Source organism: Labrys sp. 22185, from assembly GCF_052045555.1.
Lineage (GTDB): Bacteria > Pseudomonadota > Alphaproteobacteria > Rhizobiales > Labraceae > Labrys > Labrys neptuniae.
The window spans coordinates 342,830-356,453 of sequence record NZ_JBQEPH010000001.1; the positions used below are offsets into that span (position 1 = coordinate 342,830).

At 64.6% G+C, this 13,624-nt stretch carries 14 protein-coding genes; 5 read left to right on the top strand and 9 right to left on the bottom strand.

Annotated features, from left to right (window positions below; all coding sequences use genetic code 11):
- Positions 1-2: 2 nt before the first annotated feature.
- Both ACTJKX_RS01630 and ACTJKX_RS01635 read left to right on the top strand, forming a co-directional pair.
- Complete coding sequence (locus tag ACTJKX_RS01630; protein ID WP_394310282.1) at positions 3-842, top strand: alpha/beta fold hydrolase; 840 nt, start codon at positions 3-5, stop codon at positions 840-842.
- Positions 832-1,440, top strand: coding sequence for a TetR/AcrR family transcriptional regulator (locus ACTJKX_RS01635; protein WP_394310281.1), 609 nt, complete (start codon positions 832-834; stop codon positions 1,438-1,440). The genes ACTJKX_RS01630 and ACTJKX_RS01635 overlap by 11 nt, the downstream gene beginning before the upstream one ends.
- Positions 1,441-1,479: 39 nt before the next feature.
- On the opposite strand, the gene ACTJKX_RS01640 is transcribed toward ACTJKX_RS01635, so the two are convergent.
- From ACTJKX_RS01640 to ACTJKX_RS01650, 3 genes are all read right to left on the bottom strand, one after another.
- On the bottom strand, positions 1,480-2,832 hold the full coding sequence (locus ACTJKX_RS01640; protein WP_394310694.1) for an ATP-binding protein: 1,353 nt from the start codon (positions 2,830-2,832) through the stop codon (positions 1,480-1,482).
- A 95-nt stretch (positions 2,833-2,927) separates the two neighbouring features.
- Positions 2,928-3,641 (bottom strand): response regulator, encoded by a 714-nt coding sequence (locus ACTJKX_RS01645; RefSeq protein ID WP_311933514.1) that lies wholly within the window; start codon positions 3,639-3,641, stop codon positions 2,928-2,930.
- Complete coding sequence (locus tag ACTJKX_RS01650) at positions 3,638-4,189, bottom strand: MarR family winged helix-turn-helix transcriptional regulator (protein ID WP_440724149.1); 552 nt, start codon at positions 4,187-4,189, stop codon at positions 3,638-3,640. Before ACTJKX_RS01650 ends, ACTJKX_RS01645 begins: the two co-directional genes overlap by 4 nt.
- Before the next feature lie 561 nt (positions 4,190-4,750).
- Here ACTJKX_RS01650 and ACTJKX_RS01655 point away from each other — a divergent pair.
- Positions 4,751-5,644, top strand: a complete 894-nt coding sequence (locus ACTJKX_RS01655; RefSeq protein ID WP_440724150.1) for a branched-chain amino acid aminotransferase — start codon at positions 4,751-4,753, stop codon at positions 5,642-5,644.
- A gap of 538 nt (positions 5,645-6,182) precedes the next feature.
- Here ACTJKX_RS01655 and ACTJKX_RS01660 read toward each other — a convergent pair.
- Complete coding sequence (locus ACTJKX_RS01660; protein WP_440724151.1) at positions 6,183-7,181, bottom strand: aldo/keto reductase; 999 nt, start codon at positions 7,179-7,181, stop codon at positions 6,183-6,185.
- A 94-nt stretch (positions 7,182-7,275) separates the two neighbouring features.
- Here ACTJKX_RS01660 and ACTJKX_RS01665 point away from each other — a divergent pair, with 94 nt between their 5' ends.
- A complete protein-coding gene (locus ACTJKX_RS01665) occupies positions 7,276-8,166 on the top strand; it encodes a LysR family transcriptional regulator (protein WP_394310277.1) in 891 nt (296 codons plus the stop codon).
- A 9-nt stretch (positions 8,167-8,175) separates the two neighbouring features.
- Here ACTJKX_RS01665 and ACTJKX_RS01670 read toward each other — a convergent pair whose 3' ends face one another.
- The 4 genes from ACTJKX_RS01670 to ACTJKX_RS01685 form a co-directional block, all read right to left on the bottom strand.
- Positions 8,176-8,763, bottom strand: a complete 588-nt coding sequence (locus ACTJKX_RS01670; RefSeq protein ID WP_394310275.1) for a dihydrofolate reductase family protein — start codon at positions 8,761-8,763, stop codon at positions 8,176-8,178.
- Positions 8,764-8,788: 25 nt separating this feature from the next.
- Positions 8,789-9,265: an SRPBCC domain-containing protein gene (locus ACTJKX_RS01675; RefSeq protein WP_394310274.1), complete on the bottom strand. Its 477-nt coding sequence runs from the start codon at positions 9,263-9,265 to the stop codon at positions 8,789-8,791.
- Positions 9,258-9,608, bottom strand: coding sequence for an ArsR/SmtB family transcription factor (locus tag ACTJKX_RS01680; RefSeq protein WP_394310273.1), 351 nt, complete (start codon positions 9,606-9,608; stop codon positions 9,258-9,260). The genes ACTJKX_RS01675 and ACTJKX_RS01680 overlap by 8 nt, the downstream gene beginning before the upstream one ends.
- Positions 9,609-9,782: 174 nt before the next feature.
- On the bottom strand, positions 9,783-12,122 hold the full coding sequence (locus ACTJKX_RS01685) for a heavy metal translocating P-type ATPase (protein WP_440724152.1): 2,340 nt from the start codon (positions 12,120-12,122) through the stop codon (positions 9,783-9,785).
- Between the two features lie 80 nt (positions 12,123-12,202).
- Between ACTJKX_RS01685 and ACTJKX_RS01690 the strand changes: the two genes are divergently transcribed.
- A complete protein-coding gene (locus ACTJKX_RS01690) occupies positions 12,203-12,631 on the top strand; it encodes a MerR family transcriptional regulator (RefSeq protein ID WP_440724153.1) in 429 nt (142 codons plus the stop codon).
- Between the two features lie 48 nt (positions 12,632-12,679).
- On the opposite strand, the gene ACTJKX_RS01695 is transcribed toward ACTJKX_RS01690, so the two are convergent.
- On the bottom strand, positions 12,680-13,531 hold the full coding sequence (locus ACTJKX_RS01695; protein ID WP_440724154.1) for a LysR family transcriptional regulator: 852 nt from the start codon (positions 13,529-13,531) through the stop codon (positions 12,680-12,682).
- Positions 13,532-13,624: the final 93 nt, after the last annotated feature.

The following is a 13,624-nucleotide window of genomic DNA, read 5'->3' on the forward strand; positions in this document are numbered from 1 at the left end:
TCATGGATCTTTCGGAACGCATCGACCCGCGCAGGCTGGCTCTGCAGATGATCACGCCCCGGCGGCTTCCCCCGCGCCCTGTCACGGTTCCCGAAGGTGCTATCCCCTTCTCCTTAGAGCATGATGGCGCCGTCATCGCCGGTTGGCGCTGGGGTCAAGGCGAACCAGTGCTCCTCGTACATGGCTGGGAAGCCTCCCATCTCGACATGCTCGCTTTCGTGGAACCCCTGCTCGCGCGCGGTCTCGGCGTGATCGCGGTCGACCTGCCGGCTCATGGCAGCTCCGAGGGCGTCTCAGCGACCATCCCACAGATGGCCAGGGCCGTGACCGCTGTCGGCAAGGCCTGTGGGCGCCTGCATGGCGTGATCGGCCATTCCGTCGGCGGGCCGGTCCTGACCGTCGCACTGGCCGGCGGGTTGGAGGCTGGGCGCGTGGTCCTGATTGCGTCACCCGCTAATTACGGCCGTCAGATGCGGGCGGCGGCAATGGCATTGGGGGTGGTCGACACCAGGGATCTCGCCCATATGGCCGAGGAACTCATCCGCCTGGGTACCGAATTGCCGATCATGGACCTGCCCAGTTTTGCCGAGCGGTTGACGCAACCGGCTCTTCTCCTCCATTCCAGGGACGATCGCGTCGTCGCCATTGGCGAAGCGCGCGAAATTGCCAGATATTGGCGCGGATCACGATTGATCGAGCTGGACGGGCTTGGTCATGGCCGCATTCTCAGCGATGCTGGCGTGATCGGCCAGGCCGTCAATTTTCTGGCGGTCGATTTTCTGGCCGTGGATTTTCCGGCGGCGCGATCCGTGACAGGAGGCGAGGCTGTTCATGCGCTATGACAAGGGCCATAAGGATGCGACGCACCGGCAGATTCTCGAAACCGCCGCGTTGCGCCTGTTGCGGGATGGTATCGACGGCACCGGCATTGCGCCATTGATGGCCGATGCGGGGCTGACCCATGGCGGCTTCTACAGCCATTTCGCCTCGAAGGATGCCTTGGTGCGCGAAGCCGTCGCCCATACGCTGACACAACGGCGTGGCAAGCTGCGCCGCTCCGCCGAGCGCGCCGATGACCCGATCGAAGGGCTGATCCGCTATTATCTGCGTCCTATCCACCGGGATATGCCCGACAAGGGCTGCGCCATCGCCGCGCTTTCCAGCGAGATCGCGCGCCAGTCCGAGACGACCCGGGCCGTCTTCACCGAGGAACTCTTCGGCAGCATCGGCGTGGTCGCGGACGCTCTGCCCGGTGGCGATGCCGAAATGCGCCGCAGCACCGCTACCGCCATCATGGCCCTGCTGGCTGGAACGCTTCAACTCGCGCGCGTCGTCCCCGATCCCGAACAGTCCGACGCGATCCTGGAGAACGGCATCGAAGCGGCGCTGAAGCTGGCGCGTGGCACCTCCGGTGGCGGGAAAGTCAGTACAGACAAGTAGATCGGCCAGCGCCAGGCATCTGCCGATCTTTGATCGGCATCAGACCGGGATTCGCACATTCGCACGCAGTCCGCCCAACGGGCTGGTGGCGAGGGTAATGTCGCCGCCATGGAAGCGGGCTATGTCGCGGGCGATGGCGAGGCCGAGGCCTGTCCCGCCATGATCCTGGTTGCGGGCCTCGTCCAGCCGGAAGAAAGGCTTGAACACGTCCTCGCGGCTTTCTTCGGGCACGCCGGGGCCGTCATCGTCGATGGTGACGACGAGATAGCGTTGCTCGCGCACTCCGGTGATGACGATGGTCCGGGCGAAACGCTGGGCGTTCGATACCAGGTTTGTCAGGCAGCGCCGGAAGGCGTCCGGGCGCACCACCACGATGGGATCGCCCTGGAAACTGACCCGGGCATCCTGGCCTTGGCGTATGGCATTGGCACGCAACTCCTCCAGCAGGGCGGCGATGTCGGTGGCTTCGGCCTGCTCCGCCGCATCGCCGCGCGCGAAGGCGAGATAGGCCTCCAGCATGCGGCTCATCTCGTCGACGTCCTTCTGCAGGTCCTCATATTCGGGGCTGTTTTCGTCGAGCAGCGCCAGGGACAGTTTGAAGCGTGTCAGGATGGTGCGCATATCGTGAGAGACGCCGTTCAGCATGGCGGTGCGCTGCTCGAAGGCACGCTCGACGCGTCGGCGCATCTCGATGAAGGCGCTGGCGGCCTGGCGCACTTCGCGCGCGCCGCGCGGGCGGAAGTTCTGGACGTCGCGCCCCTTGCCGAAATCCTGCGCCGCATTGGCGAGCTGCTGGATCGGCCGGATCTGGTTGCGCAGGAACAGGATCGCCACCGTGATCAGGATCAACGAGGAGCCGAGCATCCAGAGCAGATAGATATAGGAGTTGGAGGCGAAGGTCTGGCTGCGACGGGCGAAGACACGCAGCACGGCATCGTCGAGCTTGACGCGGATCTCGACGAAATCCGAGCGGCCGACCGTATCGATCCAGAAAGGCAGGCCGATACGCATGCGGATCTCGTCCGACAGCGCCTGGTCGAGAATGTCGAAGAAGGGCCGGGCGCCGCGCGGCGGCAGATCCTCGAGGGGGCGGAACTCGATGCCGAGCGCGAGCTGCTTCTGGGCCACCAATTGGAGCAGGTCCGTCGTGCCCTTGTCATGGGGCATTTGCTGGTAGAGCTCGACGATCGCCGCGATGTCCTTGGTGGTGGCGGCAGACAATCGCGCCGTCACGCCCTGCCAGTATTTCTCCATGAACATATAGGTGACGATGGCCTGCAGCAGCACCATCGGCGTGATGATGATCAGCAGCGAACGGGCATAGAGGCCCTTGGGCATGCGGTCGCCCAGCGCCGACAGCACGCGCCCGGGGCCGGCGGCGAGTTCTCGCATCCGGGGCAACGCAATGCGGGCGGCCTCCGACGCCCGCGACAGGCCTTTGCGGAGCAGCGCTCCGGCAGATTGAAGGGCCGGCGGACGGGACTGCATCACATGTCGACCATCAGGCGGTATCCTGTGCCGCGCACCGTCTGCAGATAGACCGGATTGCCCGGATCCTTCTCGATCTTGCGGCGCAGGCGGTTCACCTGCACGTCGACCGTGCGCTCATTGGCGATGTCGGCGGCCGAACCGGCAAGCGCCAGCCGGTCCACCGTCTCGCGCGGGATCTCGACCAGCAGGCGCAGCATGTCGCGCTCGCGTTCGGTGATGCGAACCGTCTCGCCGCCTTGCTGGAGTTCGCCGCGCGAGACATGGAAGGTGAAGTCGCCGAAGGTGACGATGTCGCGCACCGGTTCCGCCGGTGTCGGAGCAACCGCCCGCTTCAGGATATTGTTGAGGCGCAACAGCAATTCGCGCGGTTCGAACGGCTTGGGCAAATAGTCGTCGGCGCCGATCTCCAGGCCCTTGATGCGATCATCCGGATCGCCGCGTGCCGTCAGCATCAGGATCGGCACGCTGGAGCCGGTGCGGATCCAGCGGGTCAGGTCGAAACCGTTCTCGCCCGGCATCATCACATCGACAATCATCAGATCGAAGGTGATCGCCTCGATGCGCTGCCGGGCGCTAGCCGCGTGTTCGGCCGTGGTCACGCGATAGCCGTGCTCGCCGAGATAGCGCGAGAGCAGCGTGCGGATGCGGTTGTCGTCGTCGACCAGCAGGATATGGGGGGCGTCGTCGGGAAGGACGGCAACCTTGTTCATCGTTTTTCACCCCGGATCTTGTCGCCTTTGGTGACGTTGCCGCTGATGAGCCGGGCGACTTCTGTCCGCCCGTCCGGATCGACCATGGCGAACAGGAAGCGTTGCGCCAGCTCGGGGCCGGTCAGCCCGGCTTCGGCGAGTGCTCGCGCGATGCGCTGGGATTGCGTTGTTGCCAGTTCGACGGCCAGTTGCTTGCCTTTCACCGTGGTGGTCAGCAAACGCTGCCGACGATCTTCCCTGCCTTCGCGCTGCAGGATGAAGCCCTGGTCGACCAGGTCCTTCAACACCCGGGCCAGCGACTGCTTGGTGATTTTCAGAATATCCAGCAATTCGGCGACAGTAAGATCGGGATTGCGGTCGACGAAATGCAGCACCCGATGGTGGGCCCGCCCAAAACCATAGGCTTCGAGGGCATGGTCGGGATCGGCAACGAAGTCGCGATAGGCGAAAAAGAAGAGTTCGATCAGCTCATAAAGCGGGGGCTCGCCCTGCTCGTTTTCCAAGCGTGGCGTGGAGGCAGGGGAGAACGAGAAATTTACGTCAGCCATATTGACATATTTTCGTCAGATCGTTACGCAAACCGGGCTCAGCGCGAAAGGATGTTCCGCCGAAGCGTTTTGCGATTTGGCAGAATTGCCAAGAATCGCAAAGACGCATCGAACCAAAGAGTTAGAGCAAAATAGCGTTTCCGTCTAAACGCGCTTTGCTCAGGAACGGGTGGATATCTCAACGCGCGAGGCGCGGTGCCGTTTCCGGCACGAAACATAAGGGGATTTGCCCCCCGACGCAAAAGCGACGGTTGCCATTATCCAGCCACGTCCCGAGCGAAAAAGACGCTCGCGGCGAACGGAACAGTTTCCGCAACTGCCCGCCAATGGCTATAACATTGCGGTTACCAAGCTGTCTTGCGCCCCGGTGAAATCGCCAGGGGATGCAGGGCTCCGCAAATGGAGCAAGTCGGCGTTTTGCCATTTGCTCCAACACGTTTTGCGATTCGACGGAAACGCCAGGAATCGCCGAGACGTGTCGAACCGAAGAGTAAGAGCAAGCAAGCGTTTTCGCCAAGACGCACTTTGCTCGAGGAAGCGCGAAGCGCTGGAGGATGTGTCATGTCGATGTTGCCCTTCGATCAACGCGATGGCTTTATCTGGCTGGATGGCCAGATGCTGGCCTGGGGCGATGCCAAGCTTCATGTTCTTTCGCATGGGCTGCACTATGGCGGTGCCGTCTTCGAGGGCGAGCGTTCCTATGGCGGCAAGATCTTCAAGTCCTCCGAGCATTCCGCACGCTTCAAGCGTTCTGCCGAGATTCTCGATTTCGCCATTCCCTATTCGGTCGAGGAACTCGATGCCGCCAAGCAGGCCGTGCTCGACAAGAATGGCCTGAAGGATGCCTATGTCAGGCCGGTGGCCTGGCGTGGCTCGGAAATGATGGCCGTGGCCGCCCAGCATGCCACCATCCACACCGCCATCGCCGTGTGGGAATGGCCGAGCATGTTCGACATGGCGACCAAGATGAAGGGTATTCGCCTCGATGTGGCCGAATATCGCCGGCCCGATCCGAAGACGGCACCCTCCTTGTCGAAGGCCGCCGGCCTCTACATGATCTGCACCATCTCCAAGCATCGTGCCGAGCGTCGCGGTTATGCCGATGCGCTGATGTATGACTGGCAGGGCCGTGTGGCCGAATGCACCGGTGCCAATGTCTTCTTCATCCAGGACGGCAAGATCCACACCCCGATCGCCGACTGCTTCCTGGACGGCATCACCCGCCGCACGGTGATCGATCTTGCCAAGGCCCGCGGTCTGGAAGTGATCGAACGGCGCATCATGCCGGATGAACTCGGCAGCTTCAGCGAGTGCTTCCTCACCGGCACGGCGGCAGAGGTCACGCCGGTCAGCGAGATCCTCGAACATCGCTACACGCCCGGCACCATCACCCGCAGCCTGATCGAAGACTTCAATCAGGCGGTGCGCCCGGAGAGCCAGTCGGCTGCGGCCTGACGGAGCTGAGACCGGCGAGACGAAGCAAGGAGGCAGGCCGCGAGCCTGCCTTTTGCATTGAAAGCGCCCAAACAACGCTGCCTGTTGCCAGAACAACAGCGGGAACCCGGACGCTATGCTGGGATGGATGAGGGTGCGGCCATGATGGGAGCGCGAGCGATGCGGGCAATTCGGTATCTGTCCCTTGGCATGGCGGCGGCGGTCATTTTCGCCGGCGCCTTTGCTCCGGCAGTGGGTCTTGCGCGGGACCGGTTGCAAACACTGCGTCTGGCGCCGCTTCGGATCATGTGCATCCGGGCGCCATGTCCCTGGGGCGAAATGGCGATCCAGCCGGTGGATGCGGCCGACTCGCCGCACCCGCTCTACCGAGGCCCGCTGCCCCGGCTGCAGGCAAGGCCCGCGGATGCCGCCGCGATCCGCCGTACTTGGCGCCAGCGGTCTTGCCTGATCGTCCGGGGACATCTGGATAGGGCCGGCGCCGGCCAGGGTGTGCTTTTGCAGGTATCGCGCGTCCTGAGGCGATGCTGATTGCTTTGTCTCACGAGGCGTCGACCAGCGCCATGGCTTCCGGCATGTAGCGCTCGCCGCTGACGCTGGCAGGCGGCATGGCTTCGTCGATGGCGGCAAGATCGGCTGCGGTGAGGGTGATTGTGGCCGCCGCCGCATTGTCCTCCAGATGAGGCAAGCGCCGGGCTCCAGGGATCGGCACGATGAAATCGCCCTGATGCAGTACCCAGGCCAGGGCGAGTTGGGCCGGGGTCACCCCCTTGCTCTCGGCGATACGGCCAAACTTCGCCAGCAGGAGCCGGTTCGCCGCCATGTTGTCTTCCTGGAAGCGCGGCAGGGATTTGCGCCAGTCGTCTTCGGCGAGCGTGCTGTGATCGCGGATCGTGCCGGTCAGCAGGCCGCGGCCCAGCGGGCTGTAGGGCACGAAGCCGATGCCGAGTTCCCGGCAGACCGGCAACACATCCGCCTCGACATCGCGGCTCCACAGCGAATATTCCGTCTGGACCGCGGCAATCGGATGGACGGCATGGGCGCGCCGGATGGTCGTTGCGCCGGCCTCCGACAGGCCGAGGGCCTTGACCTTGCCCTCTTTCACCAGGTCCGCCATGGCCCCGACCGTGTCCTCGATCGGCACGGCGGGATCGACACGATGCTGGTAGAACAGGTCGATGACCTCGATGCTGAGGCGGCGAAGCGAGGCCTCGGCAACGGCGCGCACATGTTCGGGACGGCTGTCCACACCGATGATACGGTCACGATCCTGGCCTTCCGGGGCAATGCGGAAACCGAATTTGGTCGCGATCACCACCTTGTTCCTGGCCCCCTTCAACGCCTTGCCGACGAGCTCCTCATTGGTGAAGGGTCCGTAGACCTCGGCGGTATCGAAGAGGGTGATGCCGAGATCGACGGCGCGATGCAGCGTGCGGATGGCATCCGCCTCGGCCTGGCCGCCATAGGCAAAGCTCATGCCCATGCAGCCGAGGCCGATGGCGGAAACGCTGAGCTCGGTGCCGAGTTGGCGTGTCTTCATGATGTGGTCCTCCGTAATATCGGCGACCATGCACCTCATTGAGTTGTTCGATAATCCATGCTTTTTTAAATGGCGTGTTTTGTATAACTGAACAATGAAACGGACCGATCTCCCTGGCCTCGTCATCCTCTCGGCCATCGCCGAGCAGCGCAGCTTTCGTGCCGCGGCCCGCAAGCTCGGCATGTCAGTCTCGGCCGTCAGCCAGGCGATCACAGGTCTTGAAGAAAGCCTCGGCGTGCGGCTGCTGGCCCGCACGACCCGCAGCGTCGCGCCCACCGCTGCCGGGGAACGCTTGCTGGGGCACCTGCAGCCGGCGCTCGCTTCGATCGAGGAGGCGCTCGAACAGGCGAGCGCTTCGCAGGCGGACATCGCCGGGAAGCTGCGCTTCAGCGCGCCGCGCTCGGCCGTGCAGCATGTGCTGCTGCCGCTGGCCCTGCGTTTCATGCGCCGATATCCCGCGGTGAGCGTGGAAATCCTGGCCCAGGATGCCTTCACCGATATCGTGGCGTCGGGTTTCGACGCCGGCATACGGTTCGGCGAAAGCCTGCAGCAGGATATGATCGCCGTGCCGCTCGGCGGCCCGCTGCGCTTTGCCATCGTCGGTGCGCCCGGCTATCTCGATGGCCGGCGCAGGCCGGAACTGCCCGCCGATCTCCACGATCACGATTGCATCCAGCGCCGCTTCACCGATGGCTCCCTCTATCGCTGGGAGCTCGAACGGGACGGCAAGGCCATCGAACTGGCGGTGACGGGCAGCCTCATCGTCAATGACGACGCCCTGATGCTCGATGCCGCTTTGGCGGGGCAGGGGCTGGCTCTGCTGATCGAGGGGCTCGTGGCGGAGGCGCTTGCCCAAGGCAGGCTCGTGCGCCTCATGGAGGATTGGTGCCCGGCCTTTCCGGGTCTCTTCCTCTACTATCCCAGCCGGCGCCTGATGCGTCCGGCCTTGCGCGCCTTCGTCGATTTCCTGAAGACGGAGGCGTAGTCGAAGCCGTTACAGCTTGGCGTAGTGCAGCACCGCCACGCCGCAGGGGAAGGGGCGGGCGTCGACCAGCTTGAGGCGCGTCGTCCTGTGCAACGCGCCGAGCACGGGCTTGCCATTACCGAGCAGGGCCGGATTGACGATAAAGTGGAATTCGTCGATCAGCCCGGCCTCGACCAGGGACGAGACCAGGATGGGGCCGCCATAGACGATGATGTCCTTGCCGGGCTCGCGCTTGAGGCGGTTGACCTCCTCGGCGAGACCCGATCTGGCAATTTCGGTATGGGGCCAGCGCGACTCCTTCAAAGTGCGGCTGAAGACGATCTTGCACATGTCGCCGATCGCCCTGGCGAAACTTGACTGGGGGCTGGCGGAATCCTCCGCAACCGTCTGCCAGTGCTGGTGAAAGCCTTCCTCGGCCATCATCCGGCTGAGCAGGATGCAATCGGAGGACGCGGTCAGCGCCTCGTGATAGTGCCTGAGTTCTGTATCCCAACCCCAGTCGGGCGCCCAGTTCCATACCATCCAGTCATTATTGCCATCCTGGCTCGAACTGAAGCCATCGACGGAGATCTGCATTTCCAGCTTGAGTTTGCGCATGGCGTAGCCTCGTTGTGGGAAAGTTTCAGGGCGCCACCTCGGCCAGATAGGCTTCGAGCCTATCAAAGCTCTGGCTCCAGCCTTCGCCATGGCCATCCCGCGAGGCGAGGGTGGTGAAGACGGCCTGGTGGAAACGCATCAAGGTCTGGCCGTCTTCCTCCTTGAAGGTGACGGTGACGATGGTCTCGGGGCCGGGATTGCCGTTGTCGCCTTCCCAGGCATGGGTGAAGACGAGGCGGGCCGGAGGCTCCACCGCCAGATAGGTGCCGCGAACCCAATGATCGCTGCCATCAGGCGCATGCAGACAAGTGCGATAGAAGCCGCCGGGGCGGCAGTCGAACTTGTCCGAGGTCGCGGTGAAGCCCTTGGGGCCGGGCCAGCGCATCAGGTGCTGCGGCTCCGTCCAGGCCTTGAATACTAGATCGCGCGGCGCCTTGAACAGGCGGGTGATGACGAGTTCGTGTTCGCCGGCTGCCTGCGCGGCGTTGAGGGCGCTAGTCATGCTTGTCGTCCTTCTTGTTTCCTCGTGCCTGGAGTTCGGCGAGGTAATCGTCGAGACGGTCGAAGCTCTCGTCCCAGAAGCGGCGATAAGGCTGGACCCAGTCGAACGCCTGCCGCAGCGGCTCGGCTTCCAGTCGGCACGGGCGCCATTGCGCCGTCCGGCCGCGGCTGATGAGCCCGGCCTTTTCGAGAACCTTGAGATGCTTGGAGATCGCGGGCTGGGTCAGCGTGAACGGCTCCGACAGCTCCATGACGGTGGCTTCACCCTGCGCCAGCCGGGCCAGGATGGCCCGGCGCGTCGGATCGGCCAGGGCTGAGAAGGTGTCGCTGAGATGATCGGGCATCGTATATAGCCATCTGGTTAATTAACCTTATGGCTATATACGAATGTTGGCAAGAGAGGTCAAGCGGCAGATTCTATGTCGACTAAGGTGCTGAGACCCCTCATCCCCCTGCCGGGACCTTCTCCCGCAAGGAGATGAGGGGCGATGCACGACCTGAAAAGACCGCGTCCCGCCTCAGCCGGCTTTTGCCCGCAGCAGGCGCAGCGCGTTCATGGTGACCAGCACGGTGGCGCCGGTATCGGCGAGGATGGCCGGCCATAGGCCGGTGATGCCGGCAATGGTGGTGACCAGGAACACCGCCTTCAGGCCGAGCGCCATCGTGATGTTCTGATGGATGTTCGTCATGGTCCGGCGCGACAGCGAGACCATGCCGGCCACGTCGCTGACGCGCCCATGCAGCACGGCGGCATCGGCCGTCTCCAGGGCGACGTCGGTGCCGCCGCCCATGGCTATGCCGATATCGGCCGCCGCCAGCGCTGGCGCGTCATTGATGCCATCGCCGACCTTGGCCACCGTCAACCCCTGCGCCTTGAGCTCGTTGACGATGCGCTGCTTGTCCTGCGGCAGGAGTTCGGCATGCACTTCCAGCCCGAGCTTGCTGCCGATCGCCTGGGCCGTGCGGGCATTGTCGCCCGTGAGCATCAGGGTACGCACGCCGGCCGCACGCAGGGCCGAAAGCCCGGCGATGGCGTCCTCGCGCGGCTCGTCGCGCATGGCGATCAGCCCCGCAGGCACGCCGCCGGCCAGCAGGACCGAGACGGTCTTGCCTTCATGGTTGAAGGCTTCGATGCGCGTCACGATGTCCGCAGGAAGCGCCGTCTCGCTGGCCGCAGCCTTGGGCGAGCCGAGGAAGAGGGCGAGGCCATCGATGCTGCCGGTGACGCCCTTGCCGCCCAATGCCTTGGAGTCCCGGGCGACGGGGGCGAGGACGTTGCGTTCGGCCGCCTTGGCCAGGATGGCGGTGGCGAGCGGGTGGCTGGAACCGGCCTCCAGGGCCGCGGCAAGCCGCAGTACCTCGGCTTCCTCGCGGCCGAGCGGCACGATGTCGGTCACCTTGGGCTTGCCCTCGGTGAGCGTGCCGGTCTTGTCGAAGGCGGCGGCGGTGATCTTGCCCACGGTCTCGAGCACGGCGCCGCCCTTCAGCAGGAGACCACGGCGCGCACCGGCCGAGAGCGAGGCGGCGATGGCGGCCGGCGTCGAGATGACAAGGGCGCAGGGGCAGCCGATCAGGAGGATCGCCAGACCCTTGTAGATCCACTCGTTCCAGGAAGCGCCGCCGAGGAGGGGAGGCAGGATGGCCACCAGGGCCGCGACCACCACCACGCCCGGGGTGTAATAGCGTGAGAAACGATCGATGAAGCGTTCGGTCGGCGCCTTGCTCTCCTGGGCTTCCTCGACGAGCTTGATCACCCGGGCGATGGTGTTGTCGGCGGCGCTGGCCGTCACGCGGATGCGCAGGGCGCCGTCGCCATTGACGGTGCCGGCGAAGACGATGTCGGCGGTCTCCTTGCGCTTGGGCGTGCTTTCGCCGGTGACCGGCGCTTCGTCGATGGCGCTCTCGCCCGAGACGATGACACCGTCGGCGGGAATGCGGTCGCCCGGTCGCACCAGGATCACGGCGCCGACGGCAAGCATTTCGGCCGGCACCTCCTTAGTGCGTCCTTCTTCTTCCAGAAGGGCGGTCTTGGGCACCAGGCTGGCGAGAGACTGGATGCTGGCGCGCGCCTTGCCGGCCGCGACGCCCTCCAGGAGTTCGCCGACCAGGAAGAGAAAGACCACGGCGGCGCCTTCCTCGGCCGCCCCGATGATCACCGCGCCCACGGCGGCGATGGTCATCAGCATCTCGATGGTGAAGGGCATGCCATAGCGAGCCGCCACGAAGGCGCGCCGCGCGATCGGAACGAGGCCGACCAGCATGGCGATGTCGAAGGCCCAGACCGCGATCGAGGGGAAGAGATGGCCGATGCCATAGGCGGCCACCAGCGCGACGCCGGCGGCAATGGTGAGGTGGCCCTTGCCCGAGCGCCACCAGGGACCGGAAGAAGGGCCGTGATCATGGCCATGCAGGCCGGCGAGGGCAGGTGCCTCGCTTTGGGCGCCATGATCATGTTTGCCATGATCGTGTTTGCCGTGGTCGTGGCCGGCATGATTGTCATGATCGTCATGATCATCATGGTCGTGATCGTGGACGTGCCTCGCATGAGCATGGTCGTGACCGGAGCAGGCGCCGTGATCATGGTCGTGCTTATGATCGTGATCTGGCTTCGCTCCCACGGTCGTCGGCGCTGCGCTGGCCAGGGGAGAAACCTTGTAGCCGAGGCGACGGACCCTATCCTCGACCGCGCCGAGATCCTGGCCGTCGCCATGCTTGACCGTCATCGTGCCTGCCGTCACCGACACCGAGACGTCCTCCACGCCGGTGACGCCGCGCACGGCCTTGTCGATCTTGCTGGCGCAGGAGGCACAGTCCATGCCCTCCACGCGGTAACGGGTCTGGGTCGCAGCGATAGCCATTTCGAGTCTCGCATTTCGAATGGGTTGCATCTTCTGCGAAGGCAACTACATCCTCTAGTGGCTAGAGGAGCAAGCGGAAAATGAAGCTTTCAGGCGCGGCGATCGGCGAGGCGGCCAAGCGCAGCGGCGTCAAGGTGCCGACCATCCGTTACTATGAGCAGGTGGGCCTGCTGCCGGCGCCGCCGCGCACCGACGGCAACCGGCGTCTCTATGAGGCAGCCGATGTGCGCAGGCTCGCCTTCATCCGTCATGCGCGCGAACTCGGCTTCGAGGTCGACGCGATCCGGACCCTGCTCGACCTGCAGGACAATCCCGGCCAGTCCTGCGCGGCGGCCGACGCCATTGCCCAGGCTCGCCTGGTCGAAGTGGAACAGCGCATTGCCAGCCTGCAGGCGCTGAAAATTGAGTTGCAGCGCATGGCGGAAGGCTGCCGCCATGGTCGCGTCGACGAATGCAGGGTGATCGAGATCCTGGCCGATCACGACAAATGCCTGCATGGGCATCACTGAGAAGAGGAACTGTTACGGGACCGGATGCACGGGTGGCCCCTTTGAAACTCAAGCAACCAGCCGGTCCCGCAGGAACGCCGCGAGCAGCCGGGTGGGATTGCTCGGTTCTTCCCCCAGGAACAGGCCGAAATGGGCGCTGGGCGGTGCCGGCAGGCGAATGCGGGGTGCCAAGGTTTCGCAGTCGGCAGGGAGCGTCTCCGGCAACATCAGGCTGATGCCGAGACCGGCACGCAATGCGCCGACCAGCGCAGCGAACGTGGTGACGTGGCAGGCGATGGTCCAGGTGATGCCGGCTTCGGCAAAGGCGACGGCCGTCCTATCCTGCCAGGTGCAGGATTCCTCGAAGGCGACAAAAGGTACCGGCGCAGCGTCGGACAGGTCGATGAGGCGGCTGCCGCCCCAGACCAGCCGCCGGGACCAGTGGAAATGGGGCGCCGAACCGAAACGGGCGGGATCGCCGATGACGATGTCACAGCGGCCTTCCCGCACGGCACTGTCGAGTTCGGGGCTGTGGGCCGTCATCAGGTCGAGCTGGATCTTGGGATGCTGTTGCCGGAACTCGGCGAGTGCGAGCGGCAGTTGCGTCATTGTCAGGTCCTCGACCAGGCCCAGTCTGACTCTGCCCGCCAACTGCCGGCCCTCGATCTGTCGCCGCGCATCGCTGGTCAACGCGAGCAGGCGCCTGGCATAGGCCGCCAGTGTTTCGCCGGCTTGCGTCAGCGAGACGCCGCGCGGCGTCCTGTCGAGCAGTCTGGCGCCGAGATCGCCCTCCAGGCGCTGCAACTGCATGCTGACCGCCGCCTGCGTCCGGGACAGCCGTTCGGCCGCCGCACTGATCGTCCCGGCTTCGGCGGCTGCAAGCAGAGCACGCAGGAGATGAGGGTCCAGATCTCGATCCATAAATTATCCTGATATTGACATAATCATTATAAGGATACTTTCTGGGCCGTCGATCTGGCAAGCCCATTCCTTCACATCCCGGGAAGGAAGCCC

Bases quoted from the DNA above. Each gene is read 5' to 3' on its own strand.
- ACTJKX_RS01630 (WP_394310282.1), top strand. From the start codon at position 3: ATGGATCTTTCGGAACGCATCGACCCGCGCAGGCTGGCTCTGCAGATG.
- ACTJKX_RS01635 (WP_394310281.1), top strand. From the start codon at position 832: ATGCGCTATGACAAGGGCCATAAGGATGCGACGCACCGGCAGATTCTC.
- ACTJKX_RS01640 (WP_394310694.1), bottom strand. From the start codon at position 2,832: ATGCGAGAACTCGCCGCCGGCCCCGGGCGCGTGCTGTCGGCGCTGGGC.
- ACTJKX_RS01645 (WP_311933514.1), bottom strand. From the start codon at position 3,641: ATGAACAAGGTTGCCGTCCTTCCCGACGACGCCCCCCATATCCTGCTG.
- ACTJKX_RS01650 (WP_440724149.1), bottom strand. From the start codon at position 4,189: ATGGCTGACGTAAATTTCTCGTTCTCCCCTGCCTCCACGCCACGCTTG.
- ACTJKX_RS01655 (WP_440724150.1), top strand. From the start codon at position 4,751: ATGTCGATGTTGCCCTTCGATCAACGCGATGGCTTTATCTGGCTGGAT.
- ACTJKX_RS01660 (WP_440724151.1), bottom strand. From the start codon at position 7,181: ATGAAGACACGCCAACTCGGCACCGAGCTCAGCGTTTCCGCCATCGGC.
- ACTJKX_RS01665 (WP_394310277.1), top strand. From the start codon at position 7,276: ATGAAACGGACCGATCTCCCTGGCCTCGTCATCCTCTCGGCCATCGCC.
- ACTJKX_RS01670 (WP_394310275.1), bottom strand. From the start codon at position 8,763: ATGCGCAAACTCAAGCTGGAAATGCAGATCTCCGTCGATGGCTTCAGT.
- ACTJKX_RS01675 (WP_394310274.1), bottom strand. From the start codon at position 9,265: ATGACTAGCGCCCTCAACGCCGCGCAGGCAGCCGGCGAACACGAACTC.
- ACTJKX_RS01680 (WP_394310273.1), bottom strand. From the start codon at position 9,608: ATGCCCGATCATCTCAGCGACACCTTCTCAGCCCTGGCCGATCCGACG.
- ACTJKX_RS01685 (WP_440724152.1), bottom strand. From the start codon at position 12,122: ATGGCTATCGCTGCGACCCAGACCCGTTACCGCGTGGAGGGCATGGAC.
- ACTJKX_RS01690 (WP_440724153.1), top strand. From the start codon at position 12,203: ATGAAGCTTTCAGGCGCGGCGATCGGCGAGGCGGCCAAGCGCAGCGGC.
- ACTJKX_RS01695 (WP_440724154.1), bottom strand. From the start codon at position 13,531: ATGGATCGAGATCTGGACCCTCATCTCCTGCGTGCTCTGCTTGCAGCC.